The sequence below is a fragment of the Stenotrophomonas sp. YJH_SMC_27 genome (assembly GCF_059369815.1).
Map to the genome: position 1 here is coordinate 52,635 of NZ_JCAFTA010000017.1, position 25,409 is coordinate 78,043.

Below are 25,409 nucleotides of genomic sequence, written 5' to 3' on the forward strand. Positions count from 1 at the left end.
CTACAACCGCGCAGCGTGTGCAACCGGCCACGCTGGCGGATTCGCACGCAGGCCGAACAGCGGCCGCAGCCAGCGCACGCGACGGATCAGCAGTTCGTGGATCAGCAGGCAGCCGCCGACGGTGCCGCCCAGCAGTAGCGACGGCTCCAGCCAAGAACCCAGTTGCAATGGCTTGAGCCAGAACAACAGCACGATGATCAGGCTCTGGTGCAGCATGTACCAGGGATAGATTGCCTCGGTGCAGTACGGCAGCCAGCCAAACGGGCGGTCGAGGAAGACCTTGCCCCAGCCGAGGATGGCCAGCAGCGCGGTCCAGACATACACCGACTGGCTGGCCCTGCCCTGCAGGTCCCAGAACGTTTCAGGCCATTGCCGCAGCGAGGAGTCAGGCGGCAGCACCTGACCGAGGATGCGCAACCCCAGATACCAGCCGACCGCCGCCAGCGCCAGCCACAGCGTGGTGCGGCGCAGGAAGACCACACGCTGCCAGAACACCGGTTCACGACCCAGCAGGTAGCCGGCCAGGAACACTGTCGCGTACTTCGCGTGCTGGTACCAGTCGCCAAGCAGGGCATTGGTGGACGGATAGACCGGCTCCAGCCAGATCACCCAGGCCAGCAGCAGCGCAGAAGGAATTCCGATCAGCAGTATCGGCGAGGCGGCGCAGAACGCGATCGCATGGCGCACCACGGCCGTTCCCAGCAATGGCATCAGCAGGGCCAGGGCCAGCGTGTAGTTCCACAGATAGGCCAGGTACCACAGGTGGTTCCAGGTGATGCCGTATTGCCAGCCTGCGAAACTGCCTTCCGGCCACGGCCGCACCTGCCAGTAGCGCAGCAGGAAATGCCCGAAGCCGGGCGCAACATGACCGTTGGCCACGCCCTCGCAGTAGGGCTGGATCGGCACGATCACGAACATGCCGAACAGCAGGGGCAGCAGCAGCCGCCACGTGCGCAGGCCGGCAAAGCGCAGCAGCCTGCCTTCCGGCCGCATCAGCGCGATGGCGATGCCTGAAATCAGGAACAGCAGCGACATCCGCCAGCGGTTGACGAACAGCATCGGCCACTGCAGCCATTCGGCGGTATGCACGCTCTTGAGGTGGAAGCCCCAGTCGTCCACATAGGCCATGGCGGTGTGGTAGAGGATCAGCAGGGCGAAGGCGAACACGCGCAGGGCGTCGATGTCGTGGCGTCGGGTCATGGTGGTGGTGTGCCGGAGAGTCGACCCAAGGTGACGCCGCCCGGTCCGTGCAGCGACTGCCAAGGGGCTGCCGGAACCCGCGCAGTGACCAATGGCGGGGGTGGTGTGACCAATGGAGCCGCTACCCTTTGGCCATTGAGGCAGGCTGGAGCACCGCAACGACATGGATGCAGCAATGACCCACGGCCGACCACCGCGCTGGCGCACCACCACCCGGCTGCTGGTCTGGGCAGCGATCCTGTCGGCCTCGGCGGTGACCAGCGCGCTGGTTGAGGTGATGGACGCCTCGCGGCGGGGCAGCGATCTCGGCCTGTGGGAGCCGATGATCTGGGAATTCAGCAGCCTCGCCCTGATCCTGTTGACCCTGCCGCTGCTGTGGTGGGGCTGCGAGCGCTGGCCGCTGCATGCCGATACCTGGAAGCAGCGTTTGCCGCTCTACCTGCTGGCCAGCGTGGGCTGGTCGTTACTGCACGTGGTGGGGATGATGGTACTGCGGCACCTGGCCTATGTATCGCTGGGCTACCGCTACCAGGACGATGCGGGATGGCTGGAGCGTTTTGCCTACGAATACCTGAAGGATGTGCGCACGTTCGCGATGTTCGTGGCACTGGAGCACTTCGCCAGCTGGTTCGGCCGGCGCAGGCAGGGCGAGGCGAGCCTGCTGGCCGAGCCGGACGTCGGCCCGCCGGTGGAGCCGGTCGAGCGACCCCAGCACTTCCTGGTGCGCAAGCTGGGCAAGGAGTTCCTGGTCGCCACGGCGGACGTGGAGTACGCCCAGGCCGCAGGGAACTATGTGAACCTGCGGGTACGCGGCCACGACTATCCGCTGCGGATCACCATGGCAGTGCTGGAGCAGCGGCTCGACCCGGGCGAGTTCCTGCGCCCGCACCGCAGCTGGCTGATCCATCGGGGCCAGCTGCGCTCGATCGAGCCGCTGGACGGTGGCGAGGCCCTGCTGCATATGGCCGACGGGGCGAAAGTGCCGTGCAGCCGGCGCCAGCTGCCGCTGCTGCGGCAGGCGCTGGGGGCAGGGTGAGGCCCTCATTCCGGGTACCCGCAGCCTGCGGTATCATTACCAGTCATCTTTTGAATGCATAACCGCCGACATGATCGAACTGAATCCTGTCCGCCAGCGCATCACCGATCTGACCGATCGCGTGCTGTCGCTTCGGGGGTATCTTTGACTACGACGCCAAGAAAGAGCGTCTTGAAGAAGTAACGCGGGAGCTGGAAAGCCCCGACGTCTGGAACAACGCCGAATACGCCCAGAACCTGGGCCGCGAGCGTTCCAGCCTGGAAAAGACCGTGGGCGGCATCGCCTCGGTGCTCGATGGCCTGAACGATGCCACCGAGCTGCTGGAGCTGGCCGAGTCCGAGCAGGACGAGGACACCGCCCTGGCCGTGGTCGCCGACCTGGACAAGCACCAGGCCCACGTGGAGAAGCTGGAATTCCAGCGCATGTTCTCCGGCGAGATGGACAATGCGGCGGCGTTCGTCGACATCCAGGCCGGTGCCGGCGGCACCGAAGCCCAGGACTGGGCCGAGATCCTGCTGCGCATGTACCTGCGCTGGTGCGAGTCGCGCGGCTGGAAGACCGAACTGATGGAAGTGTCCGGTGGCGACGTCGCCGGCATCAAGTCGGCCACGCTGCGCGTGGAAGGCGACTATGCCTATGGCTGGCTGAAGACCGAGACCGGCGTGCACCGTCTGGTGCGCAAGTCGCCGTTCGACTCGGACAACCGCCGCCACACCAGCTTCACCTCGGTGTTCGTGTCGCCGGAAATCGACGACAACATCGACATCACCATCAACCCGGCCGACCTGCGTACCGACGTGTACCGTTCGTCCGGTGCCGGTGGCCAGCACGTCAACAAGACCGAGTCGGCGGTGCGCATCACCCACATCCCGACCAACATCGTCGTGGCCTGCCAGACCGGCCGCAGCCAGCACCAGAACCGCGACAACGCGATGAAGATGCTGGCCGCCAAGCTGTACGAGCTGGAGATCCAGAAGCGCAACGCCGAGAAGGACGCGGTGGAAGCCACCAAGTCCGACATCGGCTGGGGCAGCCAGATCCGCAACTACGTGCTCGACCAGAGCCGTATCAAGGACCTGCGTACCGGCATCGAGCGCTCGGATACGCAGAAGGTGCTCGACGGCGACCTGGACGAGTTCGTCGAGGCCAGCCTGAAGGCCGGCCTGGCCGTGGGCTCCAAGCGCGTCGATGCCTGATCGACGCGCGTGCGCTGAGATCGTCACCCTCGCGCGCAACGCCGAGGGTGGCTGATCGCGCTTCCGGTAGAGCCGAGCCCATGCTCGGCTGCTGTTGGCGCAGTAGCAGATGCGTCGAGCATGGCTCGACGCTACAAAGGGCAGGACGGGCCGATGATGCGCAGCGAAAGTGAACGCAAGGAACTCGGCGGCTTCCTCAAGGCCTGCCGCGCCCGTGTCGACCCCGCCACGCTCGGCCTGCCGGCCGGGCGCCGGCGTACCCCGGGCCTGAAACGCGAGGAAGTCGCGCTGGCGATCGGGGTCAGTGTCAGCTGGTACACCTGGATCGAGCAGGGCCGTGAAGTGCGCGCCTCGCCCGAGGTGCTGGAGCGGCTGGCACAGGTGCTGCGCATGAGCGACGACGAGCGCGCCTATGCGTTCGCGTTGTCCGGCTATGGCGTGCCACTGGAATCACCGGACGAAAGCGTGACCGATGGCCTGCGCCAGCTGGTGGAGGCGATGCAGCCGATCCCTGCGTATGTGCGCAATACCCGCTTCGACATCCTGGCCTGGAACCCGGCCATCGCCGATCTGTTCGTGGACTACAGCCAGTTGGCGCCGCACGAGCGCAATACGCTGCGGCTGATGTTTCTGTACCCGCCGTACCGCACGCTGATCCTCAACTGGGAAGAAATGACCCGCGGCCTGCTGGCAGGTTTCCGTGCGGCGATGGCGCAGGCGCCGGACAAGGCGCCGTTCCTGGCGCTGGTGGAGGACATTGCCGCGCACAGCGAGGAATTCCGTCAGTGGTGGCCGGAGCACGACGTGCGGCGGTTCGATGAAGGTGCGAAGAAGTTGAACCATCCCACGCGCGGGTTGCTGGACCTGCAGTACGTGGCGCTGGTGCCGGAGAGCCGGCACGATCTTTCCCTGGTGACTTACCTGCCGCGAAGGTAGGTTGGTCGGCAGGGCTGCGCCCTGCACCCGCAGAGGCTTCAAGCCAAGGCAACAGCAACAGCAACAGCGAGTATCCTTGGGATGGCGGGGCGGTGTGGGCTGGCAGGACACGCCGTGAACCCATCCATGGGGGCTCGATGGCGCCATCCATGGCGCCAACGGTCCTGCCAACCCACACCGCCCCGCCTCAGACAAATTTCGCGCGGCTGTTGGTAGGTGTCGACCTTGGTCGACACATCTGTCAGATATCGAAAGAAATTCCGGGGTCAGATCCCAAGAGTATTCCCGACAGATCGCGGAAATCTGTCGAAGGCGGGGTGGGTCCGGTTGAGGGGGCGTGAGCGCCATGGATGGCGCGACCGAGGCTACATGGGTGAGGGCGCTTTGCTTGCGAAGCACTGCTTCGCAAGCGCCCGAACGCCCAGCCGCCGGCGGCTGGGCCGGACCCCGGAGGGGGATTCACGCCGTCCCCCGCAAGCGGACCCACCCCGCCATCCCACGGAATGCAGGCCTTTGACCTTGACGTTGCCCTGGCCTCTGCGGGCGCAGGGCGCAGCCCTGCCGGCACCTATCCCCATTCAGACAGGTAAGTGCAGGTCACAGGATAAGCAGACGCCTTGTTGCCTCCGCCATTCGGGTCCACATTCCTGCGCAGGAGACGGGCCACCGCCCGTTGTCGAGACACCAGGAGCCCTGCATGTCCGCTGCCCCCACCACCGCCATTTCCCGCGATCCGGCCACCGGCCGGCAGATCGCCAGCCATCCCTTTGCCACCGATGCCGAGCTGGAAACAATCCTCGATCGCGGCCAGGTCGGCTTTGCGACCTGGAGCGTCAAGAGCCTGGAACAGCGCGCAGACGTACTGCGTGCGATGGCCGCCGTACTGCGCCGAGACCGTGAGAAGCTGGCCGCGCTGGCCACTGCCGAAATGGGCAAGGTCCAAGCTGAAGCGCTGGCCGAAATCGAGAAATGTGCCGTGCTGTGCGACTGGTACGCCGACCACGGCGCGCAGTTCCTGCGCGACGAACCGACCCAGGTGCCCGATGACAAGGCCTACGTGTCCTACCTGCCGCTGGGCGTGGTGCTGGGCATCATGCCGTGGAATTTCCCGTACTGGCAGGTGATGCGCGCGGCGGTACCGATCCTGATGGGCGGTAACGGCTTCCTGCTGAAGCCGGCCGAGAACATCGTCGGCACCGCGCAACTGCTCGATGCCGCCTGGCGTGATGCCGGGCTGCCGGAAGGCACCTTCATCGCCGCCAACATCAGCCGCGAGGGTACCAGCCGTGCGATCGCCGATGACCGCATCGCCGCCGTCACCCTGACCGGCAGCGTGGCCGCCGGCCGCAGCATCGCCGCCCAGGCCGGGCAGGCACTGAAGAAGGTAGTGCTGGAGCTGGGTGGCTCGGATCCGTTCATCGTGCTGGCCGACGCCGATCTGGACGCCGCCGTAGATGCCGCGGTCGCCTCGCGCTTCCAGAACACCGGGCAGGTCTGCATCGCCGGAAAGCGCATCATCGTCGAAGACGCGGTCTACGACCGTTTCGTGGCGCAGTTCTGCCAGAAGGTGCAGGCACTGAGCATCGGCGATGGCCGCGACCCGGCCAACCGCATGGGCCCGATGGCCCGCCAGGACTTGCTGGAACAGCTGGATGCGCAGGTACGCGCCTCGGTGGAGGCCGGCGCGAAGCTGCTGGTCGGCGGCCATCAGCTGGATCGCCCGGGCGCGTTCTATGCCCCCACCGTGCTGGCCGACGTGGAGCCGGGCATGCAGGCCTTCGATACCGAGACCTTCGGGCCGGTGGCCTCGATCAGCCGCGCCCGTGATGCCGACCACGCGGTGGAACTGGCCAACCAGAGCGAGTTCGGCCTCAGCGGCAACCTGTGGACCGGCGACCGCGCCCGAGCCATGCAGCTGGCCCGCCGGCTGCAGACCGGCGGTGTGTTCGTCAACGGCTTCTCCGCTTCGGACCCCCGCGTGCCGATCGGCGGCGTGAAGAAGAGCGGCTTCGGCCGCGAGCTCTCGCACTTCGGCATCCGTGAATTCGTCAACGCGCAGACAGTGTGGTTCGACAAGCATTGACGCGCGGCTCTCATCCTTCCTGCAACGATCCACCATCAGTCCAGCACAAAGGACGGCATCCGATGTCCAAGGGTTCAGATCTGCTCGTCGCCGCACTTGAGAACGAAGGCGTCGAGCGCATTTTCGGTATTCCCGGCGAAGAAAACCTCGACGTGGTCGAGTCGCTCCGCCATTCCAGCATCGAACTGGTCATCACCCGCCACGAACAGGCGGCGGTGTTCATGGCGGCCACGTATGGCCGCCTGACCGGCAAGCCGGGCGTATGCCTGGCAACGCTCGGTCCGGGCGCGCTCAACTTCACCACCGGCGCCGCCTACGCGCTGCTCGGTGCGTGGCCGGTCATCATGATCACAGGCCAGAAGGGCATCGTGGCCAGCAAGCAGGCACGCTTCCAGATCGTCGACATCGTCAGCACGATGAAGCCGCTGACCAAGCAGGCGCGGCAGATCGTCTCGGCGCGCACCATCCCGACCATCGTCCGCGAAGCGTTCCGTGTGGCCCAGGAGGAGCGCCCGGGCCCGGTGTTGCTGGAGCTGCCCGAGGATATCGCCGCCGATGAAGTAGAAGGGGTGTCGCTGATTCCGCCGCATGCGGTGGAGCGGCCGATTGCCAGCCCCGAGGCGCTGGACCGCGCCGCGGAGATCATCCGCAATGCCAAGCGGCCGTTGCTGATGATCGCTTCGGCGGCGTCGCGGCCGCAGTCCAGCGAGGCGCTGTCGGCGTTCGTACTACGCGCCGGCATTCCGTTCTTCACCACGCAGATGGGCAAAGGTGCGGTGGCCGGCGGCTCGGGCCTGTACATGGGTACCGCGGCGCTGACCGAACGCGACTACGTGCACATGGCCATCGACCAGGCCGACGTGATCGTGACCATCGGCCATGAGGTCACCGAAAAGCCGCCATTCGTGATGCGTCCAGGTGGGCCGACCGTGATCCATATCGGCTACTCGCAGGCGGCGGTGGAGCAGGTGTACTTCCCGCAGGTGGAAGTGATCGGTGACATCGGCCGTTCGCTGACCCAACTGGCCGACCGCATCGAAGGCGCGGTGCCCCATGCCGATGCGCTGCTGCCGCTGCGCGCGACCATCCTCGAGCACCTTGCCGATCGCGCCGAGGACGCTGGTTTCACCCCGCAACGACTGGTGCACGACGTGCGCCAAGTGATGCCGCCAGACGGCATCGTGGCGCTGGACAACGGCATGTACAAGATCTGGTTTGCGCGCAACTACCGCACCCAGGTGGCCAACACATTGCTGCTGGACAACGCGCTGGCGACCATGGGCGCGGGCCTGCCGTCGGCGATCATGGCCTCGATCCTGTACCCGCAACGACGGGTGCTGGCGGTGTGTGGCGACGGCGGCTTCATGATGAACAGCCAGGAGCTGGAGACGGCGCGCCGGCTGGGCCTGAACCTGGTGGTGCTGATCCTCAACGACGGTGCCTACGGCATGATCCGCTGGAAGCAGGCGGTGGATGGTTTCACCGACTACGGCATGACCTTCAGCAATCCCGATTTTGTGAAGTATGCCGAGGCCTATGGCTGCAAGGGGCATGAGGTGACGGCCATCGAGCAGTTCGTCCCGACCCTGGAGGCGGCCTTCAACGAGGGCGGGGTGCACCTGGTGTCGGTGCCGATCGATTACTCGGAGAACCAGCGGGTGCTGGTGGACGAGCTGCGACAGGCGTTTCCCGGGAACGGCTGACGCCGGCGCCGCGCTCCGGTGGGTGTCGACCTTGGTCGACACAGGGACCGCCAACCAAGGTTGGCGACTACCGGGGCAGGGCGGCGGCGGGGCTGGGGCTGGACGGTTTTGGTATGCTGGGCAACCGGCTGTGCCGGGCGCAAGATCCCCCTCACTACACGATTCCCGCAGATCCATGAGCGAAGCTACCGATACCCCCCCCGTCGACGAAAACAAGTTGATCGCCGAGCGCCGTGAGAAACTCAAAGCGCTGCGTGGGCAGGGCATCGCGTATCCGAACGATTTCCGTCGCGAGGATTTCGCCGGCCGCCTGCAGGAAGAGTTCGCCGATGCCGAACAGTGGACCGCCGAGGCGCTGGAAGGCAATGGCCGCCGGGTGAAGATGGCCGGCCGCCTGATGGCCAAGCGCATCATGGGCAAGGCCAGTTTCGCGCAGATCCAGGACGAGTCCGGCCGCATCCAGCTGTTCCTGCAGGGCACGGTGCTGGGCGATGCCTATACCGCCTTCAAGGGCTGGGACGTGGGCGACATCATCGCCGTCGAAGGCGGCCTGACCCGCACCAGGACCGGCGAGCTGTCGGTCAAGGCCGAATCGATCCGCCTGCTGACCAAGTCGCTGCGCCCGCTGCCGGACAAGTGGCATGGCCTGGCCGACGTCGAGCAGCGCTATCGTCAGCGCTACGTCGACCTGATCGTGACCCCGGAATCGCGCGCGGTGTTCATCAAGCGCTCGAAGATCATCCGCGCCATGCGCGCCTGGCTGGACAGCCGCGATTTCCTGGAAGTCGAGACGCCGATGATGCATTACATCCCCGGCGGCGCGGCGGCCAAGCCGTTCACCACCCACCACAATGCGCTGGACCTGGACCTGTACCTGCGTGTGGCGCCGGAGCTGTACCTCAAGCGCCTGACCGTGGGTGGCCTGGAGCGCGTTTACGAGATCAACCGCAACTTCCGCAACGAAGGCGTCAGCACCCGCCACAACCCGGAATTCACCATGATGGAGCTGTACGAGGCCTACGCCACGTACAACGAGATCATGGACCTGACCGAAGGCGTGATCCGTGACGTGGCCAAGGCCGTCAACGGCAGCACCGAGGTCGAGTGGGACGGGGCGAAGATCGACCTGGGCCCGGCGTTCCGCCGTTGGCGCATGGACGAGGCGGTGCGCCACCACAACCCCGAGATTTCCGTCGCCGACTGCACTGACCGCGACGCGCTGCTGCGCCATTGCGAGCGCCTGAATATCCGCGTCAAGCCGTCCTACGGCTGGGGCAAGCTGCTGCTGGAGATCTTCGAGGCCACGGTCGAGCACACCCTGATCCAGCCGACCTTCATCACCGACCACCCGGTGGAGGTCTCGCCGCTGGCTCGTGCCAACGACAACGACCCGGGTTACACGGATCGCTTCGAGCTGTTCGTCAACGGCAAGGAGCTGGCCAACGGCTTCTCCGAACTGAACGACCCGGAAGACCAGGCGCAGCGTTTCCAGGCCCAGGTGGCCGCGAAGGAAGGCGGCGACGACGAGGCGATGCACTACGACGCCGACTACATCCGTGCGCTGGAGTACGGCATGGCCCCGACCGGTGGCCTCGGCATCGGCGTGGATCGCCTGGTGATGCTGCTGACCGGCAGCAGCTCGATCCGTGACGTGCTGCTGTTCCCGTACATGCGTCCGGAGCAGTAAGTCGTCTTTTTGACCCCTGTTTGTGCGCGCCGTCGCGAAATGAGACGGCGCGATTGACGCCTCCCGCACTCGGCGTATCGTTAATGCACTACCTTGACGTCTGTTATGGCTTGATCGGCGCCAGGGGGAGTGCGCATTGTGGAGAGTCCGCTTCACAATGTGATGACGATCATGAACCGGGACGCATGACACGGGAGTCGGGCCGATGCAGGGTGCGAGCGTTCGCAGCGGCAGGGTATCCTCGCCTGCTGATGATCCAGCATGGTCGAGAAACCAGGCGGAGTACGCGTTGAACATCGTCATTGTTGACGACCAGACGTCCGCGCGGACGATGCTGCGTCACGTTATCGAAGACATCGCGCCGGAACTGAGCGTGCATGACTTCGGGGATCCGCTGACCGCATTGGCCTGGTGCGAGGCGCACCCGGTCGACCTGCTGCTGCTCGATTACCGCATGCCGGAGATGGACGGGCTGGAGTTCGCCCGCCGTTTCCGTCGCCTGCCCAAGCACCGCGATATCCCGGTGATCCTGATCACCGTGGTCGGCGACGAGCCGATCCGGCAGGCGGCGCTGGAAGCGGGGGTCATCGACTTCCTGGTCAAGCCGATCCGCCCGCGCGAACTGCGCGCGCGCTGCTACAACCTGCTGCAGCTGCGCCAGCAGACCGAGAACGTGAAGCAGCGTGCGTTGTCGCTGGAGCAGCGCCTGCTGGCCAGCATGCACGAGGTCGAGGAACGCGAACGCGAGACCCTGTCGCGATTGGCACGGGCGATCGAGTTCCGTGATGCCGGCACCAGTGCCTACCTCGAACGCATGGCGCGCGTGGCGGGGCTGATTGCCGAGCAGCTGGGCCTGCCCGAAGACGACGTGCGCCTGATCGAGATGGCCGCACCGCTGCATGACATGGGCAAGATCGCCATTCCCGACGCGGTGCTGCTCAAGCAGGGCAAGCTCAATGACGAGGAGCTGGCGATCATGCGCCGGCATCCACGCATCGGCCACGAGCTGCTCAGTGGCAGCCAGAACCGTTTCATCCAGGTGGGCGCGCTCATCGCGCTGCGCCATCACGAGCGCTATGACGGCAGCGGCTATCCCGACGGCCTGGTCGGCGAAGCGATCCCGCTGGAAGCGCGGATCGTTGCTGTCGCCGATGTCTTCGACGCACTCATCTCACCCCGTCCGTACAAGGAAGCATGGACCATGGAAGCCACACTGGCCTATCTGTACGCACAGCGTGGCCGCCTGTTCGATCCACGCTGCGTGGATGCGCTGATGCGCGGCCGCCAGCAGTTGATGGACATCTGCGCCCAGCACTCGACGGCATCGACGCGACCGGGTGGGTGACATGCAGGACCTGTTCGCACGCGTGAAGCGTCGGCTGGCGCAGCGTCCGGATTCGGAACATGGCCAGGCGATCGTGCGGGTGGTGTTGATCTCGCTGATCCTGATCTATGTTCTGCTGTCCGGTGCCCGCCTGCACCGCTTGGATCAGTACCAGGGCGTGCTGGCAACGGTAGTGACCGGCCTGGGCCTGTCGCTGCTGCTGTTCGGCTGGCTGCTGTGGAGGCCGCAGCGCTCGGACCCGCGCCGGGTGGCCGGAATGCTGGCCGATTACGGACTGATCGCGATCGGTATGATCCAGATGGGTGAGCCGCTGGCGTGGGTGTATGCGGTGGTGATGTGGGTGACAGTGGGCAACGGCCTGCGCTTCGGGCCGCGGTACCTGGCCGCTGCCGTCGTGCTGGCCATGGCCAGTTTCGGCACTACGGTGCTGTTGACCCCTTACTGGCAGGCCAACCTGGGCCTGGCGGTTTCACTGTGGCTGGGGCTGTTGGCGGTACCGTTGTGCTGCTCCTCCCTGCTGCGCCGAAGGATGCGACATCCGACCATGGATACGACGCCCGCCACTGGCTCCGACAAGCGCTCGCTGCTGGCCCGCTTCAAGCAGCGCCTGTCCGGGCGCGAGGACAGCGAGCACGCGCAGAACCTGATCCGCATCATCATCACGGCGCTGTTCATCAGCTATCTCGGCTGGCGCTCGCTGAGCGGTGGCGGTGAGGCGCTGACTGCGACGTGGCTGATCCTCGCCTTCGAGCTGACCATTTCCGCAGGCCTGCTGGCCGCGATCCTGGTCAATCCGGGCGTGTCGCATGTGCGCCGGGTGATCGGCATGCTGACCGACTACACCTGCATGGCCTGGATCATGACGATCCAGGGCGAGCCGGCCGCACCGCTGTATGCGGTGATGCTGTGGGTCACGATCGGCAACGGCATGCGCTACGGCAGCACCTACCTGCGCGTGGCCACGGCCATGGGCTGCCTGGCGTTCCTGTGCACGGTGATGCTGTCGCCCTACTGGCGCAGCCACGACTATCTGGGCTGGGGCCTGCTGCTGGGCCTGGGCGCGATTCCGCTGTACTTCGATTCGCTGTTGCATGCCTTGACCCGGGCGGTGGCCGAGGCGCGCCAGGCCAACGAAGCCAAGAGCCGCTTCCTGGCCAACATGAGCCATGAGTTCCGCACGCCGCTGAACGGGCTGGCGGGCATGACCGAAGTACTGGCCACCACCCGCCTGGACGACGAACAGCGCGAGTGCCTGAACACCATCCAGGCCTCGACCCGCAGCCTGCTGGCGCTGGTGGAAGAGGTGCTGGACATCTCCGCGATCGAAGCCGGCAAGGTGCGCGTGGAGTCGCACGAGTTCGCACTGGCCGACGTGCTGCAGGCGATCAACCTGATCCTGACCCCGCAGACCCGCTCCAAGTCGCTGGACTATCGCGTGCAGGTGGACGACAACGTGCCGCCGCGCCTGCTGGGTGATGCCGGGCATCTGCAGCAGATCCTGCTGAACCTGATGGGCAACGCGGTCAAGTTCACCGACAGCGGCTACGTGCATCTGCGCGTGTCGAGCCCGGACGCGCCGGGCAGCCAACGGATGCGCCTGCGATTCGAGATCGTCGATACCGGCATCGGCGTGCCGGTGGCGCTGCGTGGGCGCCTGTTCAATGCCTTCGAGCAGGGGGATGTCGGCCTGGCCCGTCGCCATGAGGGCACCGGCCTGGGCACGGCCATTGCCAAGGGCCTGGTCGAGTCGATGGGCGGGCAGGTCGGCTATGCGCCGAACAGCCCGCGCGGCAGCGTGTTCTGGGTCGAGATCACGCTGGACGTCGCAGAGACCGCATCAGCCCCGGCGGTTCCGTCCGAGGTGGCTGAAGCCGGCAATGTCATCGCGTTTTCCAACCCCTTCCTGCGCCATCGTGCACGGGTGCGCAGCCTGCGGGTCCTGGTGGCCGACGATCACGAGGCCAACCGCATGGTGCTGCAGCGGCTGCTGGAGAAGGCCGGCCACAAGGTCACCTGCGTCAACGGCGGCGCCGAAGTGCTCGATGCGTTGGAGCAGGCCAGTTACGACGCAGCGATCGTCGACCTGCACATGCCCGGCATGAGCGGACTGGATCTGCTCAAGCAGTTGCGGGTGATGCAGGCCAGCGGCATGCCTTACGTTCCGGTCATGGTGCTGAGCGCAGACGTCACCCCCGAGTCCATCCTGCGTTGTGAGCAGGCCGGCGCCCGCGCCTTCCTTGCCAAGCCCGTGGTGGCCACCCGCCTGCTGGAAGTGCTGGCCGATGTCGCCGCCAACACCCGCGCCGAGCCCGGCATCCAGTCGGTGCCTGCATTGCCGGTCGGCGATGGCGTGCTCGATACCGCGGTGCTGGACGAGCTGGCGTCGCTGGGCATGGGCGATGGCTTCGAACGCAAGTTCATCGACCAATGCCTGGCGGACGTCGACGCGAGCATGGGCCAGCTGCAGGGCTGCGGCGAGCGCCAGGCCTGGGAGGATTTCCGCGAGCACGCCCACGCGCTGCGCGGCGTGGCAAGCAACCTGGGGCTTGTCCAGGTTGCCGCCTCCAGTGGCGAACTCATGCGCATGGCGGACTGGCAGCTGAAGGGCGAATGGAGCGCTCGCCTCAGCAGCCTGGCGACCGCTCTGCGCAACGGCAGGAATGCGTTGGCTGCCCGTAGTGCGGGGGCACCGCACCGCGACGACAGCGAGCGCAGCCCGTCCTGACCCGCCAGACGATCAGGCCGGGTCGCCATTGCGTCGGGTCTGCGCCCGTACCAGCCGGTCCATGGTGCGCAGGGACTTCTCGCCGAGCTGCATCGCAGTGTCTACCCAGATCTCGGTGATCCGCATCATTTCATGCAGCGGCACCATGGTGGCGATCTCGTTGACCTCACGCATCGCCGCCCAGGCGTGCGGGATGCGTCGGCTTTCCTTGATCACCTGTTCGACTGCGGCAACACCTTCGCCCACCGGCACCACGATGTCGACCAGGCCCATTTCCTTCAGCTGGCTGGCGGTGTAGAGGTTGCCTTCCAGCATGATCTTCTCCGCCAGCCGCGGACTGATCCGCTGGCACAGGAAGGAGTAGGCGCCCATGCCGGGGAACAGGTCGAACAGCACCTCCGGCAGGCCCATCAACACGCCTTCCTCGGCGACGATGGTGTGGCAGCTCAGTGCGGCCTCGAAGCCGCCCCCCAGTGCATTGCCCTGGACCAGGGCGATGCTGTGGGCACGGGTGCCCAGGCCGGCATGGAAGGCATGCACGCCGCGCACGCAGCGCTGGGCATAGTCGAGCAGGCGGGCGCGGTCGCCCTCGCGGATCAGGCGGCAGAACAGTTCGAGATCGCCGCCCAGATTGAACACGTCGCTGTCCGAGGCAAGTACGACATGGGGTGACAGAGCGTGCGAGGCGCTGAGGCGATCGCCCAGTTCGCGCTGGTAGTCGACGATGTCATCGACCAGGCGCGAGGCGAAGCACGGCCGGCCTGGCTGGTTGACCAGGTTGGCGTGCATATGGATCCAGTAAACGTCCCGCTCGGGTTCTTCGGTGATACGCAGGGTAGGGTGCTGCGAGGGACGGGTAATGATGGGGCGTACTGCAGACATGGGAGTTCTCCGTGTGACCGTCCGGCCAACCGCAGAGCGGACGGAGAGGAGTGAGGGGGCGAGCTGAACATGCGGCGGCGACTGATTCTATGCACCCGTCGTGAACCGCCCGCAAGCGCCGGGCCGGCCATGTTCCGGCAATAAAAAGACCCCGCCGTCTCCGGCGGGGTCCCCTGTACTGTCGTGCTGCCCGGAAACCCTTACTGGGCGGGCGTATCACGCAGCTCGCGACGGAGAATCTTGCCGACGTTGGTCTTCGGCAGCTCCTTTCGGAATTCTACGATTCTGGGGTGCTTGTAACCGGTCAGGTTGGCCCGGGCATGTTCCTTGACCATTTCCGCGGTCAGGTTCGGGTCCTTCTTCACAATCACGACCTTCACGACCTCGCCGGACTTCTCGTCCGGGACACCGACCGCAGCCACTTCCAACACGCCGGGCATCATCGCGATGACGTCCTCGACCTCGTTCGGGTACACGTTGAAGCCGGACACCAGGATCATGTCCTTCTTGCGGTCGACGATGTAGAAGAAGCCCTGTTCGTCCATCTTCGCCATGTCGCCGGTGTGCAGCCAGCCGTCGGCGTCAATGGCCGTAGCGGTTTCCTCCGGGCGCTGCCAGTAGCCCTTCATCACCTGCGGGCCCCTGATGCACAGTTCACCCACTTCGCCCAGCGCCAGGATGTTGCCGTTGTCGTCCTTGATGCAGGCATCGGTGGACGGGATCGGCAGGCCGATGGCGCCGTTGTACTCGGGCAGGGTGAGCGGATTGATGCAGGCTGCCGGCGAGGTCTCGGTCAGGCCATAGGCTTCGACCAGGGTCACGCCGGTGACCTTCTTCCAGCGTTCGGCCACGGCACGTTGTACCGCCATGCCGCCGCCGAGGGTGAACTTGACCGAGGAGAAGTCGATCTCGTCGAAGCCGGGGGTGTTGAGCAGGCCGTTGAACAGCGTGTTGACACCGGTGATGGCGGTGAAGCGGGTACCCTTGAGCTCCTTGACGAAGCCCTTCATGTCGCGCGGGTTGGTGATCAGGTGGTTGCAGCCACCGAATTTCATGAAGACCAGGCCGTTCGCGGTCAACGCGAAGATGTGGTACAGCGGCAGGGCCGTGATGATCACTTCCTTGCCCGGCTCGATGCCTGAAGTGGACAGCCATGCCGACGCCTGCTGCATGTTGGCGATCAGGTTGCGGTTGGTCAGCATCGCGCCCTTGGCCACGCCGGTGGTACCGCCGGTGTACTGCAGGAAGGCGATGTCGTCGTGGTCGATCTCGACAGGCGGAAGCGCGTGGCGGCTGCCCAGCTTGAGCGCCTGCCTGAAGCGGACGGCGCCCTTGATGTGGTAGTTGGGCACCATCTTCTTGACGTACTTCAGTACGAAGTTGACGATCGCGCCCTTGGCGCCGAGCAGGTCGCCCAGGCCGGTGGTGACCACGTGCTTGACCGGCGTATCGGCGATGACCTGTTCGACGGTGTCGCCGAAGTTGTCGACCACCACCAGCGCACTGACGCCGGCGTCGACCAGCTGGTGCTTCAGCTCGCGGGCGGTGTACAGCGGGTTGACGTTGACCACGGTGAGGCCTGCGCGCAGCACGCCGAAGGTGGCCACCGGGTACTGCAGGCAGTTGGGCATCATCAGGGCGACGCGGTCACCCTTCTTGAGCTTGAGCTCACCCAGCAGGTAGGCGGCGAACTGGGTGACCAGCGCGTCTGTCTCACCATAGGTGAGGACCTTGCCGAAGCTGGAGTAGGCGGGACGGTCGCGGAATTTCGCGACGGAAGCGTCGAAGACCGAAGCTACCGAATGGAACTCGTTGACGTCGATTTCGGCGGGAACGCCTTTCGGATAGCTCTGCAGCCAGGGACGATCCAGACTCATATTCCCCCTCCAGGAATCGTGATGTATTAGGTTCGGCCCCGAGCGTATCGACAATGGCCGTTCATTGCAGCATACCCCGCCGTAGGGAAAACGCGAAGAGGGGTTTGCGTGGCGCATTGTGCGAACGCGTCAAACGGCGCCGGGCATGGCCTGGCGCTACCGAAGGCAGGACGCGCCTGGTAGCGCCGGGCCATGCCCGGCGGGTGTTTCAAGGTGTGCGGCTGGCTCAGCCCTGCTTGCGCACCGGTGCACCGTTGGCCTTGTAATACGGCGCGGTGCTGCGGGCCAGCGGGGTGCGGCCGCGGATCACGTCGGCCAGCTTCTCGGCCATCATGATGGTCGGCGCGTTGAGGTTGCCGGTCACCACCTGCGGCATGATCGAGGCATCGACGATGCGCAGGCCTTCCAGCCCGTGCACGCGGCCCTGGCCGTCGACCACCGCCATCGGGTCATCGGCATGGCCCATCTTGTTCGAGCACGACGGGTGGTAGGCGGTCTCGGCATGCTCGCGCACGAATGCGTCGATCTGCGCGTCGGTCTGCAGCGCGCTGCCCGGCGAGATCTCGCGGCCGCTGTACGGTGCCAGCGCCGGCTGCGCGAAGATCTCGCGGGTGATGCGGATCGCCGCGCGGAACTCACGCCAGTCCTGCTCGTGCGACATGTAGTTGAACAGGATGCTCGGATGTTCGCGCGGATCCTTCGAACGCACGTGGATGCGGCCGCGGCTGGGCGAGCGCATCGAACCGACGTGCATCTGGAAGCTGTGCGCCTTGATCGGGTTGGAGCCGTTGTAATTGATCGCCACCGGCAGGAAGTGGTACTGCAGGTTCGGCCAGTCGAATTCGGCGTCGCTGCGGATGAAGCCGCCGGCCTCGAACTGGTTGCTGGCGCCGATGCCGGTGCCCAGGAACAGCCACTCGGCACCGATCGCCGGCTGGTTGTACAGCTTCAGCGCCGGGGCCAGCGAGACCGGCTTCTTGCACTCGTACTGCAGGTACATTTCAAGGTGGTCCTGCAGGTTGGCGCCGACGCCCGGCAGGTGGTGTACCAGGTCGATGTCCAGGCTGCGCAGCAGGTCGGCCGGGCCCACGCCCGAGCGCTGCAGGATCTGCGGCGAGGCGATGGCGCCGCCGCACAGCAGCACCTCACGGCGGGCGGTGGCACGCTGTGGCTGGTCGTTGTGCAGCCACTGCACGCCCACCGCACGCTTGCCCGAGAACAGGATGCGGTCGGTCAGCGCGTGGGTGACGATGGTCAGGTTCGGGCGCGGCCTGGCCAGGTCCAGGTAGCCGCGGGCGGTGCTGGAACGACGGCCCTTCGGGGTCACCGTGCGGTCCATCGGGCCGAAGCCTTCCTGCTGGTAGCCGTTGAGGTCGTCGGTGCGCGGGTAGCCGGCCTGCACGCCGGCCTCGACCATCGCAGCGAACAGTTCGTTGTTGCCGGCCTTGGGCGTGGTCACGCGCAGCGGGCCATCGCCACCGTGGTAGTCATTGGGTCCGATGTCGCGGGTTTCGGCCTTGCGGAAATACGGCAGGCAGTCCAGGTAGGTCCAATCCTCCAGGCCCGGCATGCTGGCCCAGTTGTCGTAGTCCATCGCGTTGCCGCGGATGTAGCACATACCGTTGATCAGCGACGAGCCGCCCAGGCCCTTGCCGCGTCCGCAGTCCATGCGGCGGTTGTTCATGAAGGGCTCCGGATCGGTCTTGTACGCCCAGTTGTAGCGCTTGCCCTGCAGCGGGAAGGCCAGCGCCGCCGGCATCTGGGTACGGAAGTCGAACCGGTAGTCCGGGCCACCGGCTTCCAGCAGCAGCACGCTGACATCGGCATCTTCGGTGAGGCGGGTGGCCAGCACGTTGCCGGCCGAGCCTGCGCCGATGATGATGTAGTCGTACTCGTTATGGGTGCTCATGGGTGTCTCCTGCAGGCCGCGGCGCGCTGCATGCAGGCGTCGCGGCGGAATGTCGGATCGGCGCGGTGGCCGGACGAGGGTGCTGGCTTGCGGCGCGCCGGTCAGAACACGCTGGCGTAGTCGCCCAGCTCGACCTGCACCGACTTGATGCGGGTGTAGTGGCCGAGGGTGGAGATGCCGTTCTCACGGCCGACGCCCGATTCCTTGTAGCCACCGACCGGCATTTCGGCCGGCGATTCACCCCAGGTGTTGATCCAGCAGATGCCGGCTTCCAGGCGGTGGATGATGCGGTGCGCTCGGCTGATGTCCTTGCTGACCACGCCCGCGGCCAGGCCGAAGGTGGTGTCGTTGGCGCGGCGCACCACTTCGTCCTCGTCGTCGTAGGCCAGGATGCTCATCACCGGCCCGAAGATCTCTTCCCGGACAATCGTCATGTCATCGCGGCAGTCGGAGAACACGGTCGGCAGCACGTAGGCGCCATTGGCCAGCGCGCCTTCGGTGGCGCGGCCGCCGCCGGTCAGCAGGCGGGCGCCTTCGGCCTTGCCGCTCTCGATGTAGCGCAGCACGTTTTCCATGTGCGGGAAGCTGGTCAGCGGGCCGAAGTTGGTCTCGGCGGCCATCGGGTCGCCGATGCGGATGCGCTTGACGCGCTCGACCACGGCGGCCTCGAATGCGGCCAGCATGCTGCGCGGCACGAAAACGCGGGTGCCGTTGGTGCAGACCTGGCCGGAGCTGAAGAAGTTGGCCATCACCGCGATGTCGGCCGCGCGGTCCAGATCGGCGTCATCGCAGATCACCAGCGGCGACTTGCCGCCCAGCTCCATGGTCACTTCCTTCAGCGACGAGGACGCGGCGCTGGCCATCACCTTCTTGCCGGTGGCGACGCCGCCGGTGAAGGAGATCTTCTCGATCACCGGGTGCTCGGTCAGCCACTGGCCGATCTCGCGGCCCGGGCCCTGCACGACGTTGAACACGCCGGCCGGCACACCGGCTTCGGTGTAGATCTCGGCCAGGCGGATCGCGGTCAACGGGGTCACTTCGGAGGGCTTGAACACCATCGCGTTGCCGGCAGCCAGGGCCGGGGCCGACTTCCACATGGCGATCTGGATCGGGTAGTTCCAGGCGCCGATGCCGGCGACCACGCCCAGCGGCTCGCGGCGGGTGTAGAAGAAGCTCGATTCGCGCAGCGGCAGCTGGATGCCCTCGATGGCGGTGGCCAGGCCGGCGTAGTACTCGACCACGTCGGCACCGGTGACGATGTCCACGGTGGTGGTTTCGGCCAGCGCCTTGCCGGTGTCCAGAGTCTCCAGCTGGGCCAGTTCGTCGTTGCGCTCGCGCAGGAGCTCGACGGCGCGGCGCAGGATGCGCGAACGCTCCATGGCCGTCATCGCCGCCCACACCTTCTGGCCCTCGGCCGCGCTCTGCACGGCGCGCTCGACGTCGGCCTGGCTGGCGACCTGCACCTCGGCGATCACCTCACCGGTGGCCGGGTTGATGGTCTTGAAGGTCTTGCCGCTGGTGGCATCGACGCGCTGGCCGTGGATGTAGAGCTGTTGGACGGGCAGGGTGGTCATGGGGCGTACTCCTTGGAAGGGGGCGGGTGCTGAAGCGCTTATAGCGCGACAGCCTGCAACTGGAAGTCGATGTAGCCGTAAGCGATGCGCCGGGACTTCTCGGCATTGAACTGGCCGCCGACCAGGCTGCCACGCAGCCACAGGCCGTCGATCATCGCGGCCAGGCCACGGGCGGCCAGGCGGGCCTGCGGGTGGGGCAGCAGGCGGTTGAACTGGTGGCAGAGGTTGGAGAACAGGCGCTGGTCGTTGGCGCGCTGCAGCCGGGCCAGTTCCGGCTGGTGCATGCTCGCGGCCCAGAAGGTGAGCCAGACGCGCATGGCGGTGCCGTTGATCTGGCTGTCGTCGAAGTTGCCATCGACGATGGCGCGCAGCTGCTCGCGCGGGTCGTCGCTGGCGTCGGCGCGGTAGCGGGCGACGGCGTCCTTCAACTCGCGCAGGATCTGCCGCATTGCAGCATTGAGCAGGCCGTCCTTGTCGCCAAAGTAGTGGGCGACGATGCCGCTGGACAACCCTGCCTTCTTCGCGATGGTGGCGACGGTCGCATCGGCCATGCCGATCTCGTCGATGGTCTGGAAAGTGGCCCGGATCAGCTGCTCGCGCCGTACCGGTTCCACGCCTTTCTTCGGCATTGTCTCTCCACGGTTTGCGACCCGAAGGATCGGGCTGCCCGCCATTATGCTTTTTATTGATTGAACGTTCAATCAATAACCCTAGGATGCGCTCGCGCCCCACGCCATGGGCCCGGTTTACCGGTCCGGCCCCGCCCATGTGCTCCCTCGGACTTGATGAGACGACCCCATGTCTTCCCTGGCTCATCCCAAGCGTTCGCCCCTGCGCTTGAACCGTTTTGTGTTCTTCAGCTCCTCGGTGTCGATCGGCATCCTCGGGCTGCTCACCGTTCTCTATCCCGAAGGCAGCGAGCACTGGCTGCAATGGGCGCAGGCCGAGGTTTCGGCGGCGTTTGGCTGGTGGTACATGCTGCTGATCGTGCTGTGCCTGGGCTTCGTGCTGTGGCTGGCGCTCTCGCCGTATGGCCGCATCCGCCTGGGCCACAACGAGGAATCACCGGCCTTCGGCTACGTCGCCTGGGTCTCGATGCTGTTCTCGGCCGGCATCGGCATCGCGCTGCTGTACTACGGCGCCTACGAGCCGCTGGACCACTTCCTCAATCCGCCCGGGCAGCCCGGCGGCACCGTGGCCGCCGGCCGCGAGGCGATGGTGCTGACCTTCCTGCACTGGGGCCTGCACGGCTGGGCGCTGTATGCGCTGGTCGGTGTGGCACTGGGCTACTTCGCCTACCGCCGCGACCTGCCGCTGGCGCTGCGCTCGGCGCTGTACCCGATCTTCGGTGAGCGCATCCATGGCCGCATCGGCGACATGGTGGATGGCTTCGGCATCCTGGCCACGCTGATCTCGATGGTGACCAACCTCGGCATCGGCGCGCTGGTGGTGCAGTCCGGCCTGGTCTACCTGTTCCACATCCCGGATACGCCGCAGGTGCTGGTGGCGATCGTGCTGGTGATGATGGTGGTGGCCACCATCGGCGTGGTTGCAGGCGTGGAAAAGGGCATTGCCTGGCTCTCCAACCTCAACGTGCGCCTGCTGTGCGGCCTGCTGCTGTTCGTGCTGGTCACCGGCCCGACCCTGCACCTGTTCGATGGCCTGATCCAGAACACCGGCGATTACCTCGGTGCGTTCGTGCGCAAGAGTTTCGACATGTACCTCAACGACCCGAAGGGGCGTGAGTGGATGGGCTCGTGGACGCTGTTCTACTGGGCCTGGTGGATCGCGTGGGCGCCGTTCGTCGGCCTTTTCGTGGCGCGCATCTCGCGGGGACGCACCATCCGTGAAGTTGTCATGGGCGTGCTTCTCATCCCCCTCGGTTTCACCCTGGCGTGGCTGTCGATCTTCGGCAACACCGCCATCGACCTGGTCCTCAACCATGGCCAGGCGATCCTGGGCGACGTGGCCCAGCACGATGCGGCGATGACGCTGTTCAAGCTGCTGGAATACCTGCCCGCCGCGCCGTACGTGGCCGGTGCCGCGGTGGTGATCGGCTTCGTGCTGTTCCTGACCCCGGTCGATTCGGGCACGCTGATGATCGCCAACCTGTGTACCCGTCGCGTTGACGATGGCGTGGAAGATGGGCATGACGCGCCGATCTGGCTGCGCGTGTTCTGGGCGGCGGGCATCACCGTGGCCAGCGTTGGCCTGCTGCTGGCCGGCAACTTCAGCGCGATGCAGACGGCGGTGGTGCTGTGCGGCCTGCCGTTCTCGTTCACCCTGGCGTTCTACATGTGGGGCCTGCTGAAGGCGCTGCGCACCGACCCGGACGCACCGCGCCGCTGAGTGCTTCTGTAGAGCCGAGCCCATGCTCGGCTGCTGTCGGCGCAGAAGCAGCCGAGCGCAGGCTCGGCTCTACAGGGGGGTGCATCGCAAACGGAAAGGGCCGGATCCGTGCGGATCCGGCCCTTTTCCGTTACTTGCTGGCCAGCTGGCGCAGCACGTACTGCAGCAGGCCACCGTGACGGAAGTACTCGACTTCCTTTGGGGTCAGCAGCATCACCGACACCTCGAAGGTCTTCTTCGTGCCATCGGCCTTGGTCGCGGTGACCGTGGCGCGCTTGCTGGCACCGTCCTGCAGGCCGGTGATGTCGATCACTTCCGAGCCGTCCAGGCCCAGGCTCTGCGCATTCTCGCCGTTGCGGAACTGCAGCGGCAGCACGCCCATGCCGACCAGGTTGGAACGGTGGATGCGCTCGAAGCTCTCGGCGATGACCGCCTTCACTCCCAACAGCAGGGTGCCCTTGGCAGCCCAGTCACGCGAAGAGCCGGTGCCGTATTCCTTGCCGGCCAGCACCACCAGCGGCACCTTTTCAGCCTTGTACTTCATGGCCGCATCGTAGATCGCCAGCTTCTCCGGCTGACCGCCGCCGGCCGGGTAGTACAGGGTGTTGCCGCCTTCCTCGCCACCGAACATCAGGTTCTTGATGCGGATGTTGGCGAAGGTGCCGCGGACCATCACGTCGTCGTTGCCGCGGCGGCTGCCGTAACTGTTGAAGTCGGCCGGCTGCACGCCGCGCTCCTGCAGGAAGCGGCCTGCCGGCGAGTCCTTCTTGATGTTGCCGGCCGGGGAGATGTGGTCGGTGGTGATCGAATCGCCGAACAGGCCCATCACGCGTGCACCATGCACGTCGTCGATGCTGCCGGTCTGCATGGTCATGCCATCGAAGTACGGCGGGTTCTTGATGTAGGTGGAGGCATCGCTCCACTCGTACAGGTTGCCGTCCGGCGAGGCGATGGTGTTCCAGCGGGTGTCACCCTTGAACACGTCGGCGTAGTTCTGCTTGAACATCTCCGGGCCGATGGTCGCGGCGATGACATCGCCGATTTCCTTGTTGCTCGGCCAGATGTCGCGCAGGAACACCGGCTGGCCATCGCTGCCGGTACCGAGCGGCTGGGTGGTCAGGTCGATGTCGGTGGTGCCGGCGATGGCGTAGGCCACCACCAGCGGCGGGCTGGCCAGGTAGTTCATCTTCACTTCGGGGTGCACGCGGCCCTCGAAGTTGCGGTTGCCCGACAGCACCGAGGTGACCACAAGATCGCCGGCGGCGATGCCGGCGCTGACCTCGGTCGGCAGCGGGCCGGAGTTGCCGATGCAGGTGGTGCAGCCGTAGCCGACCACGTAGAAGCCGATCTTCTCCAGCTCCTTCAGCACGCCGGCCTTTTCCAGGTAGTCGGTGACCACGCGCGAGCCCGGCCCGAGCGAGGTCTTCACCCACGGCTGGCGGTTCAGGCCCTTGGCGGCCGCGTTGCGGGCCAGCAGGCCGGCGCCGATCATCACCGCCGGGTTGGAGGTGTTGGTGCACGAGGTAATGGCAGCGATGACCACCGCGCCGTCCTTCAGCCGCACCTTGCGGCCTTCGATCTCGATGTCGGCGAAGCCCTTGGCCAGCTGCTCGTTGCCGACCGCCGCGCCACCGCCTTCGTTGACGAAGGTGGCAACGTCCTCGCTGCGCTTGTCACGGTTGGCAGTCAGGCCGACCAGCGCTTCGCGGTAGTTCTGCTGCACGTCTTCGAGCAGGACGCGGTCCTGAGGACGCTTCGGGCCGGCCAGCGACGGCTTCACCGTGCCCATGTCCAGTTCCAGCGTGGTGCTGTAATGGGCATGCGGGCTGGCCGGTTCGTGCCACAGTCCTTGCGCTTTGGCATAGGCCTCGACAAGGTTGATCTGCTCTTCGCTGCGGCCGGACAGGCGCAGGTAGTTCAGCGATTCGGCGTCGATCGGGAAGATGCCGCAGGTGGCGCCGTATTCCGGGGCCATGTTGCCGATGGTGGCACGGTCGGCCAGCGGCAGGTGTTGCAGGCCATCACCGTAGAACTCGACGAACTTGCCGACCACGCCCAGCTTGCGCAGCATCTGGGTAACGGTCAGCACCAGGTCGGTGGCGGTGGCGCCCTCGGGCAGCTTGCCGGTCAGCTTGAAGCCGACCACCTGCGGGATCAGCATCGACGATGGCTGGCCGAGCATGGCGGCCTCCGCTTCGATGCCGCCCACGCCCCAGCCCAGCACGCCGATGCCGTTGATCATGGTGGTGTGGCTGTCGGTACCGAACACGGTATCCGGGTAGGCCACGGCCTTGCCATCCTTCTCCGCGGTCATCACCACGCGAGCCAGGTTTTCCAGGTTCACCTGGTGCACGATGCCGGTGTTGGGCGGCACCACCTTGAAGTTGTCGAAGGCCTTCTGGCCCCAGCGCAGGAAGCCGTAGCGTTCCTGGTTGCGCTGGAACTCGATCTTGCCGTTGAGGTCCAGCGCGTCGGGCTTGCCGAACACATCGACCTGCACCGAGTGGTCGATGACCAGTTCGGAGGGAATCTGCGGATTGATCTGCTCCGGCTTGCCGCCGAGCTTGACGACGGCGTCGCGCATCGCGGCCAGGTCGACCACGCAGGGCACGCCGGTGAAGTCCTGCAGGACCACGCGTGCGGGCATGAACGCGATTTCGGTGTCCGGCTCGGCCGCCGGATTCCAGCGGGCCACGGCTTCGATGTGGTCCTTGCCGACGGTGATGCCGCCATCCTCGTGCCGGAGCAGGTTCTCCAGCAGGATCTTCATCGAGTAGGGCAGGTGGGAGATATCGAAGCGCTGGCCCAGCGTGGGCAGGCTGAAATAGTCGTACGTCTTGCCGCCGACGTTCAGCTGGCTGCGGGTGGAGAACGAATCGCTCATGCGGGGTAACTCCTTCTTGCGGA

Annotated in this window: 16 protein-coding genes; 9 read left to right on the forward strand and 7 right to left on the reverse strand. The window is 66.0% G+C overall.

Features of this window, described 5'->3' with window-relative positions; all coding sequences use genetic code 11:
• Nucleotides 1-1,200, reverse strand: coding sequence for an acyltransferase family protein (locus AC5P7R_RS19755; RefSeq protein ID WP_134731714.1), 1,200 nt, complete (start codon nucleotides 1,198-1,200; stop codon nucleotides 1-3).
• Between the two features lie 175 nt (nucleotides 1,201-1,375).
• Between AC5P7R_RS19755 and AC5P7R_RS19760 the strand changes: the two genes are divergently transcribed.
• From AC5P7R_RS19760 to AC5P7R_RS19795, 8 genes are all read left to right on the forward strand, one after another.
• Nucleotides 1,376-2,236 carry a LytTR family DNA-binding domain-containing protein gene (locus AC5P7R_RS19760; RefSeq protein WP_227853969.1) on the forward strand — a complete coding sequence of 287 codons (861 nt, stop codon included), beginning with the start codon at nucleotides 1,376-1,378 and terminating at the stop codon, nucleotides 2,234-2,236.
• A 70-nt stretch (nucleotides 2,237-2,306) separates the two neighbouring features.
• Nucleotides 2,307-3,432 (forward strand): peptide chain release factor 2 gene (gene prfB, locus AC5P7R_RS19765; protein WP_014037064.1). Its coding sequence is split into 2 segments (ribosomal slippage): nucleotides 2,307-2,381 and nucleotides 2,383-3,432, totalling 1,125 coding nucleotides; the frame shifts between segments, so codons are not numbered across the junction.
• A 153-nt stretch (nucleotides 3,433-3,585) separates the two neighbouring features.
• Nucleotides 3,586-4,368, forward strand: coding sequence for a helix-turn-helix transcriptional regulator (locus AC5P7R_RS19770; RefSeq protein WP_021204557.1), 783 nt, complete (start codon nucleotides 3,586-3,588; stop codon nucleotides 4,366-4,368).
• Between the two features lie 697 nt (nucleotides 4,369-5,065).
• A complete protein-coding gene (locus AC5P7R_RS19775; RefSeq protein WP_134731713.1) occupies nucleotides 5,066-6,451 on the forward strand; it encodes an NAD-dependent succinate-semialdehyde dehydrogenase in 1,386 nt (461 codons plus the stop codon).
• A 62-nt stretch (nucleotides 6,452-6,513) separates the two neighbouring features.
• On the forward strand, nucleotides 6,514-8,154 hold the full coding sequence (locus tag AC5P7R_RS19780) for an acetolactate synthase large subunit (RefSeq protein ID WP_021202067.1): 1,641 nt from the start codon (nucleotides 6,514-6,516) through the stop codon (nucleotides 8,152-8,154).
• A gap of 175 nt (nucleotides 8,155-8,329) precedes the next feature.
• Nucleotides 8,330-9,841, forward strand: coding sequence for a lysine--tRNA ligase (lysS, locus tag AC5P7R_RS19785; protein ID WP_495214148.1), 1,512 nt, complete (start codon nucleotides 8,330-8,332; stop codon nucleotides 9,839-9,841).
• Nucleotides 9,842-10,046: 205 nt separating this feature from the next.
• The gene (gene rpfG, locus AC5P7R_RS19790; protein ID WP_019661474.1) at nucleotides 10,047-11,186 is read left to right on the forward strand and encodes a cyclic di-GMP phosphodiesterase response regulator RpfG; all 1,140 of its coding nucleotides are present in this window, start codon (nucleotides 10,047-10,049) and stop codon (nucleotides 11,184-11,186) included.
• Nucleotide 11,187: 1 nt separating this feature from the next.
• Entirely contained in the window at nucleotides 11,188-13,911 is a 2,724-nt protein-coding gene (locus AC5P7R_RS19795; protein WP_134731707.1) for a response regulator, read from the forward strand.
• 12 nt (nucleotides 13,912-13,923) lie between these two features.
• Here AC5P7R_RS19795 and rpfF read toward each other — a convergent pair whose 3' ends face one another.
• The 5 genes from rpfF to betI all read right to left on the reverse strand — a co-directional run bounded on the left by rpfF (nucleotide 13,924) and on the right by betI (nucleotide 20,782).
• The gene (rpfF, locus tag AC5P7R_RS19800) at nucleotides 13,924-14,793 is read right to left on the reverse strand and encodes a diffusible signal factor synthase RpfF (RefSeq protein WP_134731705.1); all 870 of its coding nucleotides are present in this window, start codon (nucleotides 14,791-14,793) and stop codon (nucleotides 13,924-13,926) included.
• A gap of 200 nt (nucleotides 14,794-14,993) precedes the next feature.
• Nucleotides 14,994-16,670 (reverse strand): long-chain fatty acid--CoA ligase, encoded by a 1,677-nt coding sequence (locus AC5P7R_RS19805; RefSeq protein WP_019661476.1) that lies wholly within the window; start codon nucleotides 16,668-16,670, stop codon nucleotides 14,994-14,996.
• A 226-nt stretch (nucleotides 16,671-16,896) separates the two neighbouring features.
• Nucleotides 16,897-18,579 (reverse strand): choline dehydrogenase, encoded by a 1,683-nt coding sequence (betA, locus tag AC5P7R_RS19810; RefSeq protein WP_111104172.1) that lies wholly within the window; start codon nucleotides 18,577-18,579, stop codon nucleotides 16,897-16,899.
• A 101-nt stretch (nucleotides 18,580-18,680) separates the two neighbouring features.
• Nucleotides 18,681-20,153, reverse strand: coding sequence for a betaine-aldehyde dehydrogenase (gene betB / locus AC5P7R_RS19815; RefSeq protein WP_111097830.1), 1,473 nt, complete (start codon nucleotides 20,151-20,153; stop codon nucleotides 18,681-18,683).
• Nucleotides 20,154-20,191: 38 nt separating this feature from the next.
• A complete protein-coding gene (gene betI, locus AC5P7R_RS19820) occupies nucleotides 20,192-20,782 on the reverse strand; it encodes a transcriptional regulator BetI (protein WP_005409501.1) in 591 nt (196 codons plus the stop codon).
• Nucleotides 20,783-20,951: 169 nt separating this feature from the next.
• Here betI and AC5P7R_RS19825 point away from each other — a divergent pair, with 169 nt between their 5' ends.
• The gene (locus tag AC5P7R_RS19825) at nucleotides 20,952-22,502 is read left to right on the forward strand and encodes a BCCT family transporter (protein ID WP_134731702.1); all 1,551 of its coding nucleotides are present in this window, start codon (nucleotides 20,952-20,954) and stop codon (nucleotides 22,500-22,502) included.
• 130 nt (nucleotides 22,503-22,632) lie between these two features.
• Here the strand turns inward: AC5P7R_RS19825 and acnA are convergent, their stop codons facing one another.
• Entirely contained in the window at nucleotides 22,633-25,386 is a 2,754-nt protein-coding gene (acnA, locus tag AC5P7R_RS19830; protein WP_227853966.1) for an aconitate hydratase AcnA, read from the reverse strand.
• Nucleotides 25,387-25,409: the final 23 nt, after the last annotated feature.

Excerpts from the sequence above, each read along its gene's own strand:
- AC5P7R_RS19755 (WP_134731714.1), bottom strand. The coding sequence starts at position 1,200 with ATGACCCGACGCCACGACATCGACGCCCTGCGCGTGTTCGCCTTCGCC.
- AC5P7R_RS19760 (WP_227853969.1), top strand. The coding sequence starts at position 1,376 with ATGACCCACGGCCGACCACCGCGCTGGCGCACCACCACCCGGCTGCTG.
- AC5P7R_RS19770 (WP_021204557.1), top strand. The coding sequence starts at position 3,586 with ATGATGCGCAGCGAAAGTGAACGCAAGGAACTCGGCGGCTTCCTCAAG.
- AC5P7R_RS19775 (WP_134731713.1), top strand. The coding sequence starts at position 5,066 with ATGTCCGCTGCCCCCACCACCGCCATTTCCCGCGATCCGGCCACCGGC.
- AC5P7R_RS19780 (WP_021202067.1), top strand. The coding sequence starts at position 6,514 with ATGTCCAAGGGTTCAGATCTGCTCGTCGCCGCACTTGAGAACGAAGGC.
- lysS (WP_495214148.1), top strand. The coding sequence starts at position 8,330 with ATGAGCGAAGCTACCGATACCCCCCCCGTCGACGAAAACAAGTTGATC.
- rpfG (WP_019661474.1), top strand. The coding sequence starts at position 10,047 with ATGCAGGGTGCGAGCGTTCGCAGCGGCAGGGTATCCTCGCCTGCTGAT.
- AC5P7R_RS19795 (WP_134731707.1), top strand. The coding sequence starts at position 11,188 with ATGCAGGACCTGTTCGCACGCGTGAAGCGTCGGCTGGCGCAGCGTCCG.
- rpfF (WP_134731705.1), bottom strand. The coding sequence starts at position 14,793 with ATGTCTGCAGTACGCCCCATCATTACCCGTCCCTCGCAGCACCCTACC.
- AC5P7R_RS19805 (WP_019661476.1), bottom strand. The coding sequence starts at position 16,670 with ATGAGTCTGGATCGTCCCTGGCTGCAGAGCTATCCGAAAGGCGTTCCC.
- betA (WP_111104172.1), bottom strand. The coding sequence starts at position 18,579 with ATGAGCACCCATAACGAGTACGACTACATCATCATCGGCGCAGGCTCG.
- betB (WP_111097830.1), bottom strand. The coding sequence starts at position 20,153 with ATGACCACCCTGCCCGTCCAACAGCTCTACATCCACGGCCAGCGCGTC.
- betI (WP_005409501.1), bottom strand. The coding sequence starts at position 20,782 with ATGCCGAAGAAAGGCGTGGAACCGGTACGGCGCGAGCAGCTGATCCGG.
- AC5P7R_RS19825 (WP_134731702.1), top strand. The coding sequence starts at position 20,952 with ATGTCTTCCCTGGCTCATCCCAAGCGTTCGCCCCTGCGCTTGAACCGT.
- acnA (WP_227853966.1), bottom strand. The coding sequence starts at position 25,386 with ATGAGCGATTCGTTCTCCACCCGCAGCCAGCTGAACGTCGGCGGCAAG.